The following is an 18013-nucleotide window of genomic DNA, read 5'->3' on the forward strand; positions in this document are numbered from 1 at the left end:
TTGCACTAGATTTGATTTTATTATGTTTTTTTCATTCCACCTGCTCTTGAGAACTACGCAAGATATAGTCTGTCAACCAAGCCGTTGCTAACAAACACCCCCAAACCACTAGCACAAAATTAGATACCACCGTATTTGGATTCACCAAAATAGCGGTAAAAGCAATGGTTGGAACTCCCCAACACAACAATTTTCCCCATTTGAAGTTTGCCATCCGTTGTAAATTTTCCATAGTGGCTATCATCCCGGTGCTTGATAAAGACACCAAAGCCGCTATCGAAAGGTCAGCCATAATCATTGGAACGACAAACCCTAAAGCCCACCAGTAGTTTTTGTAATAAGGTTTCCAGCTTCTTACCACCCACCAAGCGATCAAAACACTCGCCACTTGGATTGCTGTTATCCAAGGAGTCCCTTCTATTCTGTTGTCAGACTGCATAAACATAACACCGATGAGCAGAGTCACTACAATCAAACCACATATTATCACTACGCGTCGGTTGCTATATCGAGAGAATGCAACCATACAAATAGGGAAAAGCATCCACATACAGATAGAAAGTGCTGCAGGTTGAGACGAAAGCGTAAAGCCATAGACTAGCAAAGTAACCAAAAGAGTGAATCTGGATATTCCTCCCTTAGGAAGCATCCATAAGGCGGGAATCATCAGAGTGATAAGTGGGAGTTCACCATTACTAACGCCTATAGCTTGAGCACATATTACCGCCAGCACCATTGTGATAATGAACAGAAAAGTTGAAAATAACACACCCCACTCCTTATACCGATCCTTTGGTAAAGTTTGAACTAGGACTCACTCAGTATGGACCAATTTTTATCACATATCTTCACTGTGATTTATCAAATCCCTGAAGGGAAAGTCTCTACCTACGGTGATATAGCCAAAATGGCAGGCTATCCCGGCTATGCCCGACATGTGGGTAAAGCGCTAGGTAATCTTCCAGAAGGAAGCAAGATTCCTTGGTTTAGAGTGATCAACAGCAAAGGCGAGATTTCGTTGACAGGACCTGATTGGAATAGACAAAGAGAACGATTAGTGGCAGAAGGAATCGCAGTCAGTAGTAACGGGAAAATATCCCTTAAGAAATACAAATGGCAGCCTTAGTGCTGCCATTTTAGTAGTCAAAATCGAATTTATTGTTGAGGAACACCAATTAAACGCACATCTGCATGTGTGGTATTTTTCTCATCAGTAATCACTAAGTACTGCGTATCAGTGATAAAGCGAAGCTTACCCCCTACCTCAATACGAGCAGAAACAGCATAAGTATGCTTAGGTTGAATGACGCTCTCATCATAAGCCAATTCAAACGCCAGTGGTACTTGATGGCCATTGGTCATAAATTGTTGTTTAGTAATAACAATCGCAGCTGTATCCATTCTTGATACATCCTGTAGCAAAACCATCACTTGGGCGTTATCTGGTAAAGCAATGCGTTCACGATAAGTGATCGTCCCTGTCACCGTTTTCATCATTTCTTGTGGTTGAGATGCAGATTGTGACTGAGACATAGGCTCCTCTGAACTTTGGCAGCCAACCATAAATAAAGAACCGGCCACTAACGATGCAACCAACAGCATTATTTTTTTCATTTTGCCTCTCTTATAAGGTCTTTAGACCATGCTAATGTCATACAAATCAGTATAGATTCAGTATCCTAGGCTGTCATATCGCTTAAGTTACCACTAATATACTTAGTACTCATTCAATGGCTGTGTTTTAAAAGCAACACGTTAGCTGAATTTTAGCTGAACTACGCTGTGCCGGTCACCGCATTACTTAAGCTATTGACAAACAATTGACTCAGAAAACAAACTAACAACGTCAGATAAAGAATATTAAGGAAAAGGTAACAAGCTATGAGTAAACCTCTGCAAGAGTTATTAAACTTGCTGCAATTAGAAAAACTTGAAGAAGGCTTATTTCGTGGAGAAAGTGAGAACTTAGGATTACCTCAAGTCTATGGTGGACAAGTGATAGGGCAAGCTCTGTCTGCGGCGCATTACACAGTAGATCCTGATCGTACTGTTCACTCATTTCATAGTTATTTCTTATATCCTGGCGATTCTGAAAAACCGATTATCTATGACGTAGAAAACCTTCGTGATGGAAAGAGCTTCAGCACGCGACGTGTAAAAGCTATTCAGAATGGGCGTCCTATTTTTTACCTAACCGCCTCTTACCACGGTGAAACACCAGGGTTTGAGCATCAAAACACGATGCCAAATATACCGGGACCGGAGAACTTTGTTTCAGAATCTGAACTCGCAGCTCAAGTAGCCCATTTACTTCCAGAAAAGCTACAAAAAATGCTATGCGGTGAAAAGCCAATTGAAATTCGTCCGGTTACAGTCATCAACCCTCTCAAACCACAAAAAACAGAGCCTAAGCAATACTTGTGGATGAGAGCGAACGGACAAATGCCAGATAACCAACTGATACACCAATATATCTTAGGCTACGCCTCAGACTGGGGATTCTTAGTGACAGCGCTACATCCACATGGAGTTTCTCTACTTACACCAAAATTCCAAGTGGCAACCATTGATCACTCCATCTGGTTTCATCGCCCATTTAAAATGGATGAATGGCTACTGTTTGCTATTGAAAGCCCCACGGCAAGTAACACCCGCGGTTTAGTCCGTGGTGAGATCTACAACCAACAAGGTCACTTGGTTGCAACTGCCGTTCAAGAAGGCGTAATGCGCTTTAAACCATAACTTCCGCTTTACATTCCCCTTAGGTTAAGGATTAAAGTGTCAATATATCCTTGACCTAATCGGAGGAAATAATGGGATGCTGCAATCAACCACCGAAAGGTGGTACAACAGAAATCAAGCCATTGCTAAAAGCTTTTGCAGCTTTGCTCGCCTTCATATTACTTATCGCTTGGGTGTTTGGTTAGTTACGCACACAGCGGCTATCCTTTATTGCCCAAAGGCAGTTCGGTGGTATATTTCAACGACTCCATTGCAAATGTGGAAGTGACGTTATTAAGCCCAACAACACTGTTAACCAGCTTTTTATAGAACTGGTCATAATCCTTCATATCTTTAACGAGCACTTTCATCATGTAGTCATATTCGCCCGCCATTCGATAGAACTCCATCACCTCTGGAAATTGTTCCACTGTAGCAACAAATTTTCTGTACCACTCATGGGAATGATCACTAGTCTGCACCAGTACAAACACAGTAAAGCATAAGCCTAACGACTCCGGATTCAGTAAAGCGACTCGCTTAGCTATCACTCCGGCCTCTTCTAACTTCTTGAGACGTTTCCAACAGGGTGTCGTAGTCAAGTTCACCGCCTCAGCCAAATCGTTGAGCGAAACCGTGCTATCTTGCTGAAGTATTGCCAATATTTTTCGATCAACCTTATCCAAGGTCATACAAAACCCTATTTAAAGAGAAATATTTTCTACAAAACTAATAAAAGACGAAAAATTTAGCAAAGTTTTTCTCCTAACATATCGCTAAATTATGCATATAAACTTCAGGGAGAAATAACATGTGTACCGACCATCAATGGATAAACAGCGCTATTCGAAAAATTGAAGCTGACTATCAACGTTCTGCTGACACTCATTTAATCAAACTTGATTTACCATGCTTGCAGGGTGTTGATATATATCTGAAAGATGAAAGTACTCATCCTACAGGTTCATTAAAACACCGCCTTGCCCGCTCACTGTTTCTTTATGCTATTTGTAACGGATGGATAGGGCCAGAAACCCCCATTATTGAATCATCCTCAGGCAGTACTGCTGTTTCAGAAGCGTATTTTGCTCGTCTACTCGGCTTGCCCTTTATTGCTGTCATGCCGAAATGCACTGCAATAAAAAAGATAGAGCAAATTGAGTTCTATGGTGGCAAAGCGCACTTGGTAGATCGTTCTGATCAAATTTATGCAGAATCACGTCGTTTAGCGGCTGAACTGAATGGTCATTATATGGACCAATTCACTTATGCAGAGCGTGCAACAGACTGGCGTGGTAATAGCAATATTGCAGATAGCATCTATAGCCAAATGAAAATGGAAGATCATCCTGTTCCAACCTGGATTGTGATGAGCCCTGGCACTGGTGGCACTTCAGCTACGATTGGGCGTTTTATCCGCTATCAACAGCACAACACCAAGTTGTGTGTAGTTGACCCACAGAATTCTGTTTTTTTTGATTTCTATAAAACACGTAACCCTGATATCCGATTAGGCTTCGGAAGCAAAATTGAGGGTATCGGTCGTCCTAGAGTAGAACCTAGCTTCATTCCTAATGTGGTTGATGAAATGCTTCAAATTCCAGACGCGGCAAGCGTAGCTACAGTTCATTGGTTAGAAGGCATTCTTGGAAGAAAAGCGGGGGCATCGACAGGAACAAACCTCTACGGAGCATTGCAACTAGCGGGCGAGATGAAACGTAAAGGTGAAACAGGTTCAATTGTCACCTTGTTATGCGACAGTGGCGAACGTTACTTAGACACTTACTACAACACTGATTGGGTCGCGAACAACATTGGTGATCTTTCTCCATATCTATCAAAACTGGAAATTTTCTCTAAAACTGGCGAGTTGGATTAAGCCTATTGTTATCTAATGAAATAAGAAGCGGATGACAGATTCTTTGTCACTTTTCTTTTATAGTCTTGTCGATTCAAGAAAAGTGTGGAGAGCCAGAATGAACGTTCGTATTGTTGAATTTACACCAAGAAAAGTAGCCATTTTCAGTCATCAAGGTGCACCCGAACAATTGATGAACAGTGTTGAAAATTTCGTTTCATGGCGTAAAGAAACGGGGCTATCACCTATATCTACCAGCGACACATTCGGTATTCCATATAGCGACCCGAATGAAACAGACAAAACGAAGTTTCGTTTCGACATCGCAGGCAGTGTTGAAGAAGATATTCCACAAAACCAATTTGGTGTGGTAAATGGAGTGCTCACCGGAGGTAAATGTGCCGTATTAAGACACTACGGTAATTTAGATCTCATCAGTCAAACCGTACACGCCTTATATCGTAACTGGCTACCTACTAGCGGCGAGCGAACAAGTGGCGAGCCGTGCTTCTTTCATTATCTAAACATCGGACCAAATACAGAAAAGAGCGCACTACAAACTGATGTTTATCTTCCTCTAAAGTAATTTTCGAGTTCATCAGTTTTATAAATGCAAATGCCGCTTTTTGTTCAACTTCGTTAACCAATTTCAGGTTTTCAAAGAGCGAACAAAAAGCGGCTTTTGTTTATCTCGTTTTTTAATTATTTCTGTTTTGCTTCAAACGCAGCCAACTGCTCAGGTGTTGCTGGAGGCTGATGATTCGCTTTCCACTCATCGTAGGTCATACCGTAAACACGTTCACGAGCATCATCAATGGTGAGATCTTTGCCTGCATTTTCCGCTTCGGCTTGATACCACTTACAGAAACAATTACGGCAGAAGCCAGCAAGTATCATCAAATCAATATTTTGCACATCTTTGTTTTCGTCCAAATGCGCTAATAGGCGACGAAACACCGCAGCATCAAGCTTGTCTTGTTCTTCTTGGCTTAGGCTTTTGTATTTAAATTCGGCCATGATATTTCCTTTTCTTGTTTGACTTTACCACTCAACTTTACGTCGTTTGGTTTAATTATTCCTTATGATGCCAATAACAAAACGCCCAAGACAAGCTCGGGCGTTATATAAAATCAATTATGTGACTTAATTGATCATTAAGCTTGGATACCAACGATTAACCAAGGTGCATTTGGTACAGTTAGGTCACGCTCTAAATGCCAGATATCTTCTATGTTCTCTTCAATACCTTCTACCGCATCACGGTAGCGACCACTGAACTGAAGGCTAAGTTGGCCTTTAGTTGCATCGTAGTCTGCACGAACAATTTCTGCATCCACATACATTACGTCAGTGTGTTGATCACCTTCCAGTTTCGCACGCTCTTCTTTCAGATCCGCAAACAAACTTGGTGATACATATTCTTCAATCGTATCAAGCTGATTGTAGTTCCAAGCACCTTGAAGAATACGGTAGTGTTCACGAGCACCGCTAATAAAAGACGCTTGGTCAAAACCCGGTGGGTAGTTGTGTGGAACATCGCTAGCTGCCATTGTTCCAAAACCACCAGCAGCTTGTGGCTGCTCAAAGTTGTGTACGTTTGGTTGCTCATGCATGTTACGGTTCATACCGCCGAACGCTGGTTGCTGCTGGCTCTGATTCATGCTGCCTTGTTTTGCTCCCAACATACCGCGCAAGAATTTAAATGCGAAATAAGCAATCAAACCCATGATTAGAATGTCTAGGAACTGGATACCCTCGAATGCACCACCGAAGAAGGCCGCTAACAAACCACCAGCGAGTAAGCCACCAAGCAAACCACCCATCAGGCCTTTCTTGCCTGCGTTTGGCGCAGCTTTGGTTGCATCTTTGTTGATGGTGCTAGTGTTTTGACTTTGCTGTTTAGGAGCAGGGGCCGTTTTAAAGCTGCTACCGAATGACTTACCGCCACCAAATTTTTTGGCTTCAGCTACCGGAGTGACAGCAACAGAAACCATCAGAAGTGCGATCAGCGAGAACAAACGTTTCATACTTATCCTTCACGTTATAGTTTTACGAGGGTGTTATAGAGACTATCTATATTTGTGACACATCATATCCACTTCACTCGGACAATAAAACGCTTTTGCAGTGAGGACTTGTATCAGAATATTGCAAACCTAGTAATTGACGCTCTAGAACATGCTTATTAGAATATCGAACGATGTTCATTATATTATTCCGGTTATGGCGAGACGAAACGATCATACAAGAGAGGAATTAATCACTCTCACACTCAGTTCCGTGAAGGATTTTTTAACTGAACACTCCTATCACGAACTCAGTCTACGTAAAGTGGCAAACATGATTGGCTATGTGCCGAGTACATTGGTGAATGTGTTTGGTAACTATAACCTATTGTTATTGCACGTCGTTGCTGAGACTCTCGATGAACTGGCGTTAGAATCCCAAAACGTGGTGAGCGAATGCCAAGATTCCGAACAAGCCCTCTATCAACTAGCGTATTGCTATCACGATTTTGCGCAGAAAAACCCTTACCGCTGGCAACTCATATTTGAACACAAGATGAACGGTGAAGACCTTCCACAATGGCAAGCTGAGCGTATCGATAATATGACCAGTATGCTGGAAGATTTGCTTACAATATTTGCACCACATCGTTCGCCTCGTGAAGTTCTACAAGCAAGTCGTGTGCTTTGGTCTGGCGTTCACGGGATAACTTTATTGAGCGTTGACGATAAGTTTTTCGCTAATGAGCCTATTGATGGCAAGAAGCTGATTCAGAACCTACTCTCTAACTACCTGAGTAATTGGTCTCATTAATAAGGACATAGGATGTCACAACATCAAACACCGTTGCTTAAACAACGACGTTTTCTCCCGTATTTTGTGACGCAGTTTTTTGGCGCATTCAACGACAACATATTTAAAAATGTTTTGCTACTTTTCGTCGCCTTTTCAGGCAGTGCTATTCTGCCAATTTCCAGCCATCTGTTTATCAACTTAGCGGCAGGGTTGTTCATCCTTCCATTTTTTCTTTTCTCTGCATCTGCTGGCGTACTTGCGGATAAATATGAAAAATCTTGGTTTATACGCAAGGTTAAACTGATCGAAATCGCCATCATGTGTTTGGGCGCAATCGGCTTTATTACCGAAAGTTACCTTGTTTTGCTTTTAATGCTGTTTTTGATGGGCACACAATCGGCATTTTTCGGGCCAGTGAAATATGCATTGTTACCTCAACAACTCAAAGCAAATGAACTGGTTTCTGGCAATGCACTCGTTGAGGCGGGCACTTTCCTTGCCATACTAGTTGGTACGATTGGTGCTGGCGTCATTGCATCGCTCGATCATGCGAAATACATCGCTGCCACTTGTGTGGTGGTCTTTTCAGTTTGTGGCTACTTAGCAAGTCGCTTTATACCTAAAGCTCCCGCGGGTAACCCACACATTCACTTTACTTGGCACCCAATCCGCCAGACTCGCCATACGTTATCTATTGCGAAAAGTGATCGAGCTATATTTCTATGTATTATGGCGATCAGTTGGTTTTGGTTCCTTGGTGCAACTTATTTAACCCAGTTTCCAAACTTCACTAAGCTACATCTTAACGGTACGGAAAGTGCTGTTTCTTTCTTACTTGCTCTTTTTTCAGTCGGCATCGCACTTGGATCACTCAGTTGTGACAAGCTATCAAATCACCACATTGAAATTGGCATTGTGCCTATTGGTAGCTTAGGCATTACGCTGTTTGGCTACTTAATGGCAACGAGTATTCCAGCCTCTTTACCTATTTTCCATCAAATGAGTGAGTTCGTACTTTACCAGCCTCTTTGGCCTCTGTTCTGTTACTTGCTTTTATTAGGCGCTTCAGGCGGTGTATTTATTGTTCCACTTTATGCCTTAATGCAACAACGGGCCAAGCAAAGCCAACGAGCACAAGTGATTGCAGCCCTAAACATATATAACTCATTATTCATGGTAGGTAGTGCCGTTCTCGGAATTGTCTGTTTATCCTTATTAGAGCTGTCGATTACTCAGCTTTTTATCCTAATTTCCGTTATTAACCTGTTAACGGCCGCATTTGTCTTTTTACAGGTGCCTATTTTCGCTGTTCGGCTGTTGGTTTGGGCATTAACACATACCATTTACCGAGTGAGACACACTAACCTCAACCATATTCCAGAACATGGTGGGGCTCTGATCGTCTGCAATCATGTCAGCTATATGGATGCACTACTGCTTAGTGCCGCTAGCCCACGGCTGATTCGTTTTGTGATGGAAGAAGATTATGCAAACTTTCCGATACTGCGCGGCTTTTTAAAGCGTGCAGGCGTGATCCCTATCTGCGCCCGCAACAGACGTTCAATACTCAGCGCATTCAATGAAGTTGAACACGCTTTAAATGAAGGTCATCTGGTGTGTATTTTCCCCGAAGGTCGCCTCACGGCAGACGGTGAAATGAACGAGTTCATGCGCGGATTAGACATCATATTAAAACGCAGTCCTGTTCCTGTTATCCCTATGGCACTAAAAGGCTTATGGGGCAGCTACTTTAGCCGATGCAAAGGGCGAGCTTGTAAAGGTCTACCAAGCCGCTTCTGGTCACGTTTAGAAATTGAAGCAGGTCCTGCGATTGCCTCCAAAGATGCGTCTTCAGAACTCATGTTCGAAAAAGTCGCTCAATTACGCGGTGATTGGCGTTAAATGGTCGTTAAAACTACTTGTTCAATTTATCTAAACAGATGTTCAATACATTAAGATTTTCTGACCGACAGCTTGTGGTTACAATGCCTCTCCATACTGATTAGAGAATGTTGTTTTAAGGCCGTCACTATGAACATCAAACCTATACACCTTCCATTTTGGCTTGGTGGTGCACTATGCCTTTCTCCTTGGATTACCTCTCCGAGTGCATTGGTGATGGGTTTTTTAGTTGCTTCCTTGGGCTGGGTTCCCACTCATATTCCTATCGCTAAACTCACTAAAAAACTACTGGCTTACTCGATCGTCGGCTTGGGCTTCGGCATTCCACTGCAACAAGCATTAAACGTTACTAGTGATGGCATAGGTCTTATTCTGGCAACGATTTGTGGCACGCTCGTTATTGGCACTGTTGTCGCTAAAGCTATGGGAATTGAGAAGAAAACTGGACACTTAATCGCGTCCGGTACTGCTATATGTGGCGGTAGTGCTATCGCAGCTGTTGCTCCAGCCATTAATGCTGATGATGACCAAACAGGTTTGGCTTTGGGAACAGTATTCGTGCTTAATTCAGTCGCCTTGTTTATTTTCCCAATGATTGGTCATGCCTTATCACTCGACCAACATACTTTTGGCACATGGGCAGCAATTGCTATTCATGATACGTCATCAGTAGTAGGTGCAGCTTCTGCTTACGGCGAAGAAGCATTAAAGACAGCAACCACACTAAAACTGGCACGAGCGCTTTGGATAGTGCCGGTGGCACTAGTCAGTGCTTGGATGTTTAAGAGCCAGTCGAAAAAACTGACTATTCCTTACTTTATTCTTTTTTACTGTCTGGCGATTGGTTTTAGCGACTTATTTCCACAGTGGCAACAAATTTACCAAGGGGTATTTTCGCTTGCAAAACAAGCTCTGGTGATATGTCTGTTTTTGATTGGATGCAGCATTTCTCCGGCTCGATTGAAAGCGTCAGGACCTAAACCACTGCTGTTTGGTATTACTCTTTGGATTGCGATCTCAGTATCGTCTTTGAGCTGGTTGCTTCTCGTTGATTAAGGTTATCTAATTGGCTTTGGCTGCTTAGTACATTTTTACGGTTTATTGATTTGTACTGGCTTGATTGAAAAACTGAGTAATACGACAAGCAAGAATGCGCTCAGCTCTGCCACCGAACGTATCCAACCCACTTGTGTAAGTGCCATCAATAGCTGCAATGCGATGGTAATGATTAAAAGCCCTTTGAACATATAAGCCCCTTGAACTCAGACTCTATAGTCTGAAATGCTGAAAAATCTCAGACTATTATGCTCATGAGTTATAAGAAGCGAAATTCTGTTTTGGACTAACTCATAACCACAGCTTTATTTCATACCCTGCATTTATAGCGGAGTGAATTGATTTTGATATGCTGTCAGCCAATCTTTCACGGCTTTACGAGAGACTTTAATCCCTGTTTCTAATAGCTCGTCGGGCATCTGAAAATAAGCAATCGGCCACTTAAATTTTTCCAGTTTGCCATCAAGGTAAATATCACCATCAGGCTTTAACCATTGGTTATTACTACGGATTACTACCACAGGACGCGCCCCATACTCACCATCTTTAACAGGCACAACAATGGCAAGTTGAACTTTCGGATGTTGGTTCAAGATCGTTTCAATTTCCTCACAGTGAATATTTTCACCACCGGAGATAAACAGATTGTCTGCTCGTCCAATAATAACTAATTCACCGTCCAACCATTTGCCCAAGTCTTTGCTGTCATACCACCCTTGGTCATCGACAATTGGCTTAACCATCCCTTGGAAGTAATAACCTTGAGCCAAGGTGCTACCACCTATATAGATGCGTTCACCTTCCAGTTTGACCCGTCTTCGAGCCAACACCTTTCCAGTCGTCGAAGTTTCATTGACTCGCTTAGCGGTCACTGTCGACGCCGCCTCTGTCATCCCATACCCAAGCCAAGTTTCGATTCCTAGTTTCGCAGCTTGCAGCCCCAGATCATGAGGTATATGACTACCGCCAAGTAATACATGACTCAGAGTAAGTTCCTGCTTACTATCAAGTAGCCTTTTTAATTGGGTAGGAACAAGAGATGCGTGAGTGACATTTTGTATATCTTTCGCTAACTCACCGTTGCCTATCTTCAAACACGCCCCAGAGTGTAGCCAACGATAAATAATAGCTAGACCAGACACATGGTACATAGGAAGGCTGAGTAGCCAAGTATCACCCGATTGATAACGGAACACATCGATTAACCCTTGCGCAGACGCAAAATGCTGTTCATGGTTATGGACCACAGCCTTAGGGTTACCCGTAGAACCAGAAGTAAAGATGATACTTGCAAGATTATTGTGTCGATACTGAGTCTGAACTAAAGAAGACAGAGTTTCGTTATGGGGTGGAATAAACTCGATAAACTCAATATTTCGCTCCATACCGTTGAACTCTTCAGCTAAACATTGAGCACTATCAGCTAACCATAGATAAACGGTTTGTGATGATGTATAGAGCGTATTCAACTTTGCTGCTAACTGTGAAGCAGACTGAGGCATAGCAAAAGCACAAACGATACCTGACTGTTGCGCGGCCAAAAACCACATCAACATCTGAATATGGTTTCTCCCCACTAAGGTCAGTACATCGCCAGTATTAATTCCATGCGATAACAAAGCGGCTTGGTATTGCTCTACGTGACAACATAGTTGTTGCCATGTGAGAGCCACCTCCTCGCCTTGGGTATTGCTGAAACAAAGCGCCACCCTATCAGGATGGCACTGTTGATGGCGATGCCAAGGTGTCATAGCGACTCCGATGACCAAACCAGTTGTTGATCTTCAAGTTTTGCCACTGGAATATCACAACCAGGCCATGAAGTGACAAGCTGTGATTTAAACAGTCCTACTGTATCTAACCCAGGGATCTCATCAGGTAACCACCATTTGGACAAACGCGCTAGCTGAGTCAAAGCCAAACTTGATTCAATACTTGAGCTGACAACAGCCTGAATTTTTAACGCTTTAGCGTTATCAATCAGCATCTTACACCGCTCGACAGAACCAACGATAGTCGGCTTAATAATGATAGCTTTGGCACCAACCATTTGCTCAAGCTTAAAATCATTGCTACGAACCGCTTGTTGCAAAGTTTCATCCCATGCGATGCCGATTCCGGTATCAATGGCAAAAGCTAAGCTGTCACTTGGCGAAGCGCACGGCTCTTCAAGATAAGCAATTCTGCTACGTCTTGACGGTGCAACATATTGAGCAAATTTCGCGGCTTTTTCTTTAGTCCAAGCTCGGTTAGCATCCAAGCGAAGATAGAGATCAGGCATAGACTCTAAGAATAGATTAACCAACATGCCATCTCGAATCGGCTCGTACAAACCTACTTTGATTTTTGCAACTTTTCTACCCGGCATATTGTTCAAAGTCGGAATTAAGTCGTCTGGATCTCCGGTACAAAGTGGAGCTGCATTGTATTCACCTTCTTGAGGTAAGCCACCAGCTAATTCCAACTCCGCCATCGAGATACCAAATGCTACTGAGGGGAACAGTTCGTCATAATTCAGCGCTTGCCCTTTCGACCAAAGTTCGAGTTGCTCTTTTGCCAACGCTCCGGCTTCGTCGGGTGTTTCGACACTAAATCCTTTCAGGGGAGCAATTTCCCCAAGCCCTACTTTTCCATCTTCACGAAGTTCAACAACAAAACCTTCACGTACGGTCAGTTTCTCTTCGCGAAGAATCACTCCGCTATCCATTGGTAGTGCATAGCGATACAGTTTTGCACTGCGCATAAATAACCTAATTTGTTCTCTATGGGTCAGCCTAATCACACGACTGACCCTAAATTCACACGGTGACTTAATACAATAAGAAGCTATGTAGCCATCGCTATTAACTTCTATCGATAATTAACAGCGCTTCACCCCATAAGCAACTCGTTATTCAACATTAAGGGTTACGAGGAAATTTGTTGAAGTCTGGACGACGCTTTTCATTAAATGCATTGCGCCCTTCTTGCCCTTCGTCTGTCATGTAAAACAACATAGTCGCGTTACCAGCTAACTCTTGAAGACCTGCTTGCCCATCACAGTCTGCGTTTAGCGCAGCTTTTAGGCAGCGGATTGCCATTGGACTGTGTTGTAGTACTTCACGACACCAGCGAACAGTTTCTTTTTCAAGATCGGCTAGTGGCACAACGGTGTTTACAAGCCCCATATCCAATGCTTCTTGAGCATCGTAAAAACGACATAAGAACCAAATCTCACGCGCTTTCTTCTGACCAACGATACGAGCCATGTATGATGCGCCCCAGCCACCATCGAAAGAGCCTACTTTTGGCCCCGTCTGGCCAAACTGTGCATTTTCTGCTGCGATGGTTAAGTCACACATCATGTGTAGCACGTGACCACCACCCACAGCCCAGCCAGCAACAGATGCAATGACTGGTTTTGGACAAGTGCGAATCTGACGTTGGAAATCCAACACGTTTAGATGGTGAGTGCCAGTGTCATCTTTGTAGCCGCCGTAATCACCACGAATTTTTTGGTCACCACCAGAGCAGAATGCATCTTCACCAAGACCAGTTAGAATGATGACACCTACACCTTCATCATAACGAGCATCTGCTAACGCATTGATCATCTCTTTTACGGTTTGAGGTCGAAATGCGTTACGCACCTGAGGACGTGCGATGGTGATTTTAGCGATACCATCATCTGACTTATGGTAATGAATATCTTCGAAACTGCCGCTGCAATCGTGCCACGCCACTGGTGCGTATAGTTCTTCTTCTGAAATGCCTACTGTTTTAGCCATTGTGATTCCCAATATTGTTGTCTCTCACTTCTTTGTGGAGTGAGTCTATGAATCGCTGAATTGTCATTGCAAAAGCAGCGGGCTGTTCCTGATGAACATTGTGTCCTGCTCTTTCGATCTGACTGTAAACCAACCCGCTTTGTTCCGCGAGTTGACGAAATTTTTGATCGTTTGCACCACATACATAATGCACTGGCAATGTAAGACGTTGCAAGGCAGGTAGTAAGTTTGGTTGGTGAGCTAACGATGTTGATAACAGCATCTTTGCTATATTAACCCCAAGATTAGCACTGCGCTTTGCGATCAAAGTTTGTCTTTGCTCATCATTTAGTGAACTAAATACCACTTGCTGATACCAATCGCTCAATACCTGCGCGATCGGCTCTTCTCGAAACCGCTGCGCCCAACGGCTATCATTTTGCCAGCGTTCGTTTCTCTCTTGATCACTCTGCAAACCGAAATTCCCACCTTCGACAACTAAGCCAATCAGGTTTAGATTGGAAAAGAGCTTTAACGCAGAACCTAACATGGCAATACGTCCACCCAATGAATATCCAATCAAAACAATCGGTGTGTTAGGTTCTAATAGTGAAAGAATTGCGTCAGATATTTGTTGGCAGCAGTGCTTAAAATCATTGCACGAATAATGATAACTCTTAGCATGCCCAGGAAGGTCTATGGTGAGCCAATTGCTATTAGGAAGATGTTCTAGTGTTGATTGCCAGTCTTCGCTACTACCAAGCAAACCATGCAAAAAGACCAGCACAGGCTCGCCTTTATTCATGGTCTGAGAGACGTGACTATAAAGCATGTACTTGCGCTGTCAGTTGTTTGATTTGCTGAGAGGCTTGCTGAGGTGGAGTAACGACCTCCACCAGCAGGCATCCCTCGCCGGATTGCAAATGCTCTTGCACCATGGATTGATAAGCAGAAAAAGTTTCTGGTTTCGCATAGTTCAAACCAAACTGCTCCGCTGCTGCTTTAAAGTTCATCCCATGAGGCATCTGATAAAGCGCTTCTCGTTTTTCGCTAGGCACTGGTAACAAATCGAAAATCGCACCACCATCGTTATTGCAGACCACAATCACCAATGGATGTTTACTTTGACGTACTAACGCCAAAGAGTTGAGATCGTAGAGCAGTGAAGTATCACCCAAGATCATCAACATCGACTTATCAATAGCACGATGAACACCCGCTGCGGTCGCCACCAGACCATCGATACCAGATGCACCGCGATTCGAGTACACATCGCGTTGGTCAATCACGCTGAACATGTCTGCTAATCGCACGATCAGGCTATTACCCAAAAACAGAGCGGCATTCGTTTTACTGTTACTCAATTCAAGCGCAACAGCTATTTCGGTCAGACCCTGCTGAGACAAATGCAATTTCGCTAGTTGTGAAATGCTTACCGAATAAGGTATGAGCGAATCCGCCCAACCAGATTGAACCGGGATCAGAGCAGTCCACAGCTCTAGTACTGATTCAACCCAATCCGATATATCAGATACCCAATGATGCTGAGGAAGATGGGCAGCGTTGTTTCTGTCAGAATTTGGTGAAACATACCCATATTGACAATATCTTTGGTTTACTTGCTCTTCCAACCAATGATTCAAGCGTTTAGAAACAATGCGAGAGCCAAATTGAATAATTTGTTCACACTGATTAAGTTGTTCTTTGGCCTCGGCATTTTGTAGCCACAAATCAAAATGAGCCCATTGACTGTTAATGCCCGATTGAGGGTCACACAGCAAAGGCCACCCTAATTTCTCAGCAAATTTCTTTGCCGCTAATGCCTCTTTTAAGCTCACAGAGCCAACAATAACCACACCTTTCTTACTAAACACTTCTTGGGGTATTTGTATATCCTGAGAAGCTGAAAAATAACGAGCACTGTAAATCTGTTCTGAATGCAACCAGCCGTTCACTGTACCCAAATAATCTTGATACAGTGAAATATCACCGTTGGAATACAATGGTTCAGGGAATGGGCAGTTAATGTGTATGGCACAACCTGACTGCTCCTGCTGGTGACACACATCATCAAGCGAGGTCAACAGCCAGTTGAGAGATAAACGAACATCAGGGCTCGGCAGATACACAGCTTTCGTTACGTGTGAGGAAAAGATGTCATTTTGCACGATCGCTTGATTGGCACCGCAACCCACTAGTTCAACAGGGCGATCAGCAGTAAGCACAATCAACTTTTCGCCAGTTAGTTTTGCTTCGGCAATGGCAGGCAGCAAGTTTGCAACCGCAGTGCCTGAGGTAACAATCACCGCAACAGGTTTATCGCTGGCTTTTGCTAGCCCTAGAGCAAGAAAACCCAACCCACGTTCATCATAGTGAGTATGGAGGTTTAACTTAGCGTTTAAATCTGCTTCAAGCACCAATGGTGTTGAGCGAGAACCGGGAGCAACACAGACTTCTGATACTCCAAAGCGTGTCAGCTCTTCTAAAATGATCTTACACCAGATTCGGTTAAGTACCGCTTGATCTTGGCTCATGAAGCCACTCCCAAAGGCAGGTTATCGGAGATTAAACTCAGCAGTGTCGACATCTTTTTGTCCAACTCTTGCCATTCATGCTCAGCAACCGAACCAGGAACAATCCCAGCTCCGGCAAAAAGTTGTACTTCTTTTTCCAACACTAACGCACTGCGAATAGCGACACAGAATTCCGCTTTTCGATGGCTGAAATACCCCATAGATCCTGCATACCATCCACGAGCAAAAGGTTCGTTATGAGTAATAAAGTCCAGAGCTTCTTTACGTGGTAGCCCTGCGACAGCGGCAGTCGGCTGTAATGCACTCAATAGTTGAATGCCATTAATTCCTTCTTTTAGATCAGCCCGAATAGAACGTTTTAAATGTTGAACCTTACGTAGACGAACCAATCTTGCCTCTTCTTCAACAAATACTTGCTCTGAGTGAGGTTGTAAGCGCTCTACGATGTCATCAACAACCAACTGGTTTTCATTGAGGTTTTTGGTATCTTGCGTCAGCCAATTAGCCAGTTCTAAGTCCTGTGTTGCATTTTGACCACGGCCGATGGTTCCAGCCAAAGCTTCAGTCTGTAACTCACGACCTTGACGATAATACAAACGTTCAGGCGTAGATCCCATAAAACTGTGTTTAGTATCAATGGACAGCAAAAAATGGAAGCTGTGATGGTTCTGCTCATAGCTTGCTTTTAAAAGCTGTGCCGCACTTAAACTGCTGTCTAACTGCAAACTAGTTTTTCGTGCCAGAACTACTTTTTTGAATTCTTGTTGCTCAATACCAGTCAGTACTTTTTCAACAAGATGATTCCAACCATTTTCATCAGGTGTGTGCGTCACATCCAGAATCTCGCTTTGCAACGCACGAATCGGCGATACATCAACTAGTAGTTTATTTAAAGTAGTTAATGTTCGGTATTTTTCGTGATTTACGTTTGCAGCTAGCGACCATTTGTCATCAAAACGAATCAACTCCACCTGAGGTAAAAAGAAAAAGGAGGCCATACAGTAGCGGTTTTTTTCAGTACGCCCATCAAAAGAGCGTCCGCCCCATACTCGTTGCCCATCCCCCAGAATGGCGTAAGCCGGCTCTGGTTCAGAAAAAGTGTATAACTGCCCTAGCGCGACGACTTCGTCACGCGTATCGCGCGATTGCCAATAAAATTTAGGAAAAATAGGTTGGGCTTCAAGCCAATCTATAAACGCGAATGGTGGCTTTTCTGCCAACTCTTGGACAAAACGAACATCGTTTTCTCTCGCGTTAGTTACTTGCTCAATTAACTGAGCAACGGCCTGATAAAATTTAGACAAAACAACCTCGTAATTAAAGAGATTTGGTATACCTTTGGCTACTCTATTGATTGAACTTATTTAAATCAAGGTAATGCTCTATCTTTTACA

General features: G+C 43.3%; 19 protein-coding genes. 7 read left to right on the top strand and 12 right to left on the bottom strand.

Going from position 1 to position 18013, the window contains the following annotated elements; all coding sequences use genetic code 11:
• Nucleotides 1-31: 31 nt before the first annotated feature.
• The gene (locus G5S32_RS09625; RefSeq protein ID WP_165311814.1) at nucleotides 32-769 is read right to left on the bottom strand and encodes a VP0952 family biofilm-associated protein; all 738 of its coding nucleotides are present in this window, start codon (nucleotides 767-769) and stop codon (nucleotides 32-34) included.
• 54 nt (nucleotides 770-823) lie between these two features.
• Here G5S32_RS09625 and G5S32_RS09630 point away from each other — a divergent pair, with 54 nt between their 5' ends.
• The gene (locus G5S32_RS09630; RefSeq protein ID WP_165311815.1) at nucleotides 824-1126 is read left to right on the top strand and encodes an MGMT family protein; all 303 of its coding nucleotides are present in this window, start codon (nucleotides 824-826) and stop codon (nucleotides 1124-1126) included.
• Between the two features lie 29 nt (nucleotides 1127-1155).
• Here G5S32_RS09630 and G5S32_RS09635 read toward each other — a convergent pair whose 3' ends face one another.
• Complete coding sequence (locus G5S32_RS09635; RefSeq protein WP_165311816.1) at nucleotides 1156-1614, bottom strand: YbaY family lipoprotein; 459 nt, start codon at nucleotides 1612-1614, stop codon at nucleotides 1156-1158.
• A 267-nt stretch (nucleotides 1615-1881) separates the two neighbouring features.
• On the opposite strand from G5S32_RS09635, the gene tesB reads away from it, so the two are divergent.
• Nucleotides 1882-2742, top strand: a complete 861-nt coding sequence (tesB, locus tag G5S32_RS09640; protein WP_165311817.1) for an acyl-CoA thioesterase II — start codon at nucleotides 1882-1884, stop codon at nucleotides 2740-2742.
• A 200-nt stretch (nucleotides 2743-2942) separates the two neighbouring features.
• On the opposite strand, the gene G5S32_RS09645 is transcribed toward tesB, so the two are convergent.
• A complete protein-coding gene (locus G5S32_RS09645) occupies nucleotides 2943-3413 on the bottom strand; it encodes an Lrp/AsnC family transcriptional regulator (RefSeq protein WP_165311818.1) in 471 nt (156 codons plus the stop codon).
• A 119-nt stretch (nucleotides 3414-3532) separates the two neighbouring features.
• Between G5S32_RS09645 and G5S32_RS09650 the strand changes: the two genes are divergently transcribed.
• Nucleotides 3533-4600, top strand: coding sequence for a PLP-dependent cysteine synthase family protein (locus G5S32_RS09650; RefSeq protein ID WP_165311819.1), 1068 nt, complete (start codon nucleotides 3533-3535; stop codon nucleotides 4598-4600).
• 97 nt (nucleotides 4601-4697) lie between these two features.
• Nucleotides 4698-5165: an AraC family transcriptional regulator gene (locus G5S32_RS09655; RefSeq protein ID WP_165311820.1), complete on the top strand. Its 468-nt coding sequence runs from the start codon at nucleotides 4698-4700 to the stop codon at nucleotides 5163-5165.
• 116 nt (nucleotides 5166-5281) lie between these two features.
• On the opposite strand, the gene G5S32_RS09660 is transcribed toward G5S32_RS09655, so the two are convergent.
• A complete protein-coding gene (locus tag G5S32_RS09660) occupies nucleotides 5282-5596 on the bottom strand; it encodes a DUF1244 domain-containing protein (RefSeq protein WP_165311821.1) in 315 nt (104 codons plus the stop codon).
• 137 nt (nucleotides 5597-5733) lie between these two features.
• On the bottom strand, nucleotides 5734-6606 hold the full coding sequence (locus G5S32_RS09665; protein ID WP_165311822.1) for a Tim44 domain-containing protein: 873 nt from the start codon (nucleotides 6604-6606) through the stop codon (nucleotides 5734-5736).
• 196 nt (nucleotides 6607-6802) lie between these two features.
• Here G5S32_RS09665 and G5S32_RS09670 point away from each other — a divergent pair, with 196 nt between their 5' ends.
• The 3 genes from G5S32_RS09670 to G5S32_RS09680 all read left to right on the top strand — a co-directional run bounded on the left by G5S32_RS09670 (nucleotide 6803) and on the right by G5S32_RS09680 (nucleotide 10339).
• Nucleotides 6803-7399 carry a TetR/AcrR family transcriptional regulator gene (locus G5S32_RS09670; RefSeq protein WP_165311823.1) on the top strand — a complete coding sequence of 199 codons (597 nt, stop codon included), beginning with the start codon at nucleotides 6803-6805 and terminating at the stop codon, nucleotides 7397-7399.
• Between the two features lie 12 nt (nucleotides 7400-7411).
• A complete protein-coding gene (locus G5S32_RS09675; protein WP_165311824.1) occupies nucleotides 7412-9283 on the top strand; it encodes an MFS transporter in 1872 nt (623 codons plus the stop codon).
• Nucleotides 9284-9412: 129 nt separating this feature from the next.
• Entirely contained in the window at nucleotides 9413-10339 is a 927-nt protein-coding gene (locus tag G5S32_RS09680) for a YeiH family protein (protein ID WP_165311825.1), read from the top strand.
• A 35-nt stretch (nucleotides 10340-10374) separates the two neighbouring features.
• Here the strand turns inward: G5S32_RS09680 and G5S32_RS09685 are convergent, their stop codons facing one another.
• The 7 genes from G5S32_RS09685 to G5S32_RS09715 form a co-directional block, all read right to left on the bottom strand.
• Nucleotides 10375-10530, bottom strand: coding sequence for a hypothetical protein (locus G5S32_RS09685; RefSeq protein ID WP_165311826.1), 156 nt, complete (start codon nucleotides 10528-10530; stop codon nucleotides 10375-10377).
• Nucleotides 10531-10662: 132 nt separating this feature from the next.
• Nucleotides 10663-12108: an o-succinylbenzoate--CoA ligase gene (menE, locus tag G5S32_RS09690; protein WP_425509196.1), complete on the bottom strand. Its 1446-nt coding sequence runs from the start codon at nucleotides 12106-12108 to the stop codon at nucleotides 10663-10665.
• Nucleotides 12087-13082, bottom strand: coding sequence for an o-succinylbenzoate synthase (gene menC / locus G5S32_RS09695; protein ID WP_165311828.1), 996 nt, complete (start codon nucleotides 13080-13082; stop codon nucleotides 12087-12089). The genes menE and menC overlap by 22 nt, the downstream gene beginning before the upstream one ends.
• Nucleotides 13083-13239: 157 nt before the next feature.
• Complete coding sequence (gene menB / locus G5S32_RS09700) at nucleotides 13240-14106, bottom strand: 1,4-dihydroxy-2-naphthoyl-CoA synthase (RefSeq protein ID WP_165311829.1); 867 nt, start codon at nucleotides 14104-14106, stop codon at nucleotides 13240-13242.
• Nucleotides 14099-14917 carry a 2-succinyl-6-hydroxy-2,4-cyclohexadiene-1-carboxylate synthase gene (menH, locus tag G5S32_RS09705; protein WP_165311830.1) on the bottom strand — a complete coding sequence of 273 codons (819 nt, stop codon included), beginning with the start codon at nucleotides 14915-14917 and terminating at the stop codon, nucleotides 14099-14101. Before menH ends, menB begins: the two co-directional genes overlap by 8 nt.
• Nucleotides 14907-16619, bottom strand: a complete 1713-nt coding sequence (gene menD, locus G5S32_RS09710; protein ID WP_165311831.1) for a 2-succinyl-5-enolpyruvyl-6-hydroxy-3-cyclohexene-1-carboxylic-acid synthase — start codon at nucleotides 16617-16619, stop codon at nucleotides 14907-14909. The genes menH and menD overlap by 11 nt, the downstream gene beginning before the upstream one ends.
• Nucleotides 16616-17923, bottom strand: a complete 1308-nt coding sequence (locus G5S32_RS09715) for an isochorismate synthase (RefSeq protein WP_165311832.1) — start codon at nucleotides 17921-17923, stop codon at nucleotides 16616-16618. The genes menD and G5S32_RS09715 overlap by 4 nt, the downstream gene beginning before the upstream one ends.
• Nucleotides 17924-18013 lie beyond the last annotated feature (90 nt).

This window comes from Vibrio ziniensis, assembly GCF_011064285.1.
Lineage (GTDB): Bacteria > Pseudomonadota > Gammaproteobacteria > Enterobacterales > Vibrionaceae > Vibrio > Vibrio ziniensis.

Coding starts and splice junctions, on each gene's coding strand:
- G5S32_RS09655 (WP_165311820.1), top strand. CDS start 4,698: ATGAACGTTCGTATTGTTGAATTTACACCAAGAAAAGTAGCCATTTTC.
- menD (WP_165311831.1), bottom strand. CDS start 16,619: ATGAGCCAAGATCAAGCGGTACTTAACCGAATCTGGTGTAAGATCATT.
- G5S32_RS09685 (WP_165311826.1), bottom strand. CDS start 10,530: ATGTTCAAAGGGCTTTTAATCATTACCATCGCATTGCAGCTATTGATG.
- G5S32_RS09660 (WP_165311821.1), bottom strand. CDS start 5,596: ATGGCCGAATTTAAATACAAAAGCCTAAGCCAAGAAGAACAAGACAAG.
- menB (WP_165311829.1), bottom strand. CDS start 14,106: ATGGCTAAAACAGTAGGCATTTCAGAAGAAGAACTATACGCACCAGTG.
- G5S32_RS09675 (WP_165311824.1), top strand. CDS start 7,412: ATGTCACAACATCAAACACCGTTGCTTAAACAACGACGTTTTCTCCCG.
- G5S32_RS09650 (WP_165311819.1), top strand. CDS start 3,533: ATGTGTACCGACCATCAATGGATAAACAGCGCTATTCGAAAAATTGAA.
- G5S32_RS09635 (WP_165311816.1), bottom strand. CDS start 1,614: ATGAAAAAAATAATGCTGTTGGTTGCATCGTTAGTGGCCGGTTCTTTA.
- menH (WP_165311830.1), bottom strand. CDS start 14,917: ATGCTTTATAGTCACGTCTCTCAGACCATGAATAAAGGCGAGCCTGTG.
- G5S32_RS09665 (WP_165311822.1), bottom strand. CDS start 6,606: ATGAAACGTTTGTTCTCGCTGATCGCACTTCTGATGGTTTCTGTTGCT.
- tesB (WP_165311817.1), top strand. CDS start 1,882: ATGAGTAAACCTCTGCAAGAGTTATTAAACTTGCTGCAATTAGAAAAA.
- menC (WP_165311828.1), bottom strand. CDS start 13,082: ATGCGCAGTGCAAAACTGTATCGCTATGCACTACCAATGGATAGCGGA.
- G5S32_RS09680 (WP_165311825.1), top strand. CDS start 9,413: ATGAACATCAAACCTATACACCTTCCATTTTGGCTTGGTGGTGCACTA.
- G5S32_RS09630 (WP_165311815.1), top strand. CDS start 824: ATGGACCAATTTTTATCACATATCTTCACTGTGATTTATCAAATCCCT.
- G5S32_RS09645 (WP_165311818.1), bottom strand. CDS start 3,413: ATGACCTTGGATAAGGTTGATCGAAAAATATTGGCAATACTTCAGCAA.
- G5S32_RS09670 (WP_165311823.1), top strand. CDS start 6,803: ATGGCGAGACGAAACGATCATACAAGAGAGGAATTAATCACTCTCACA.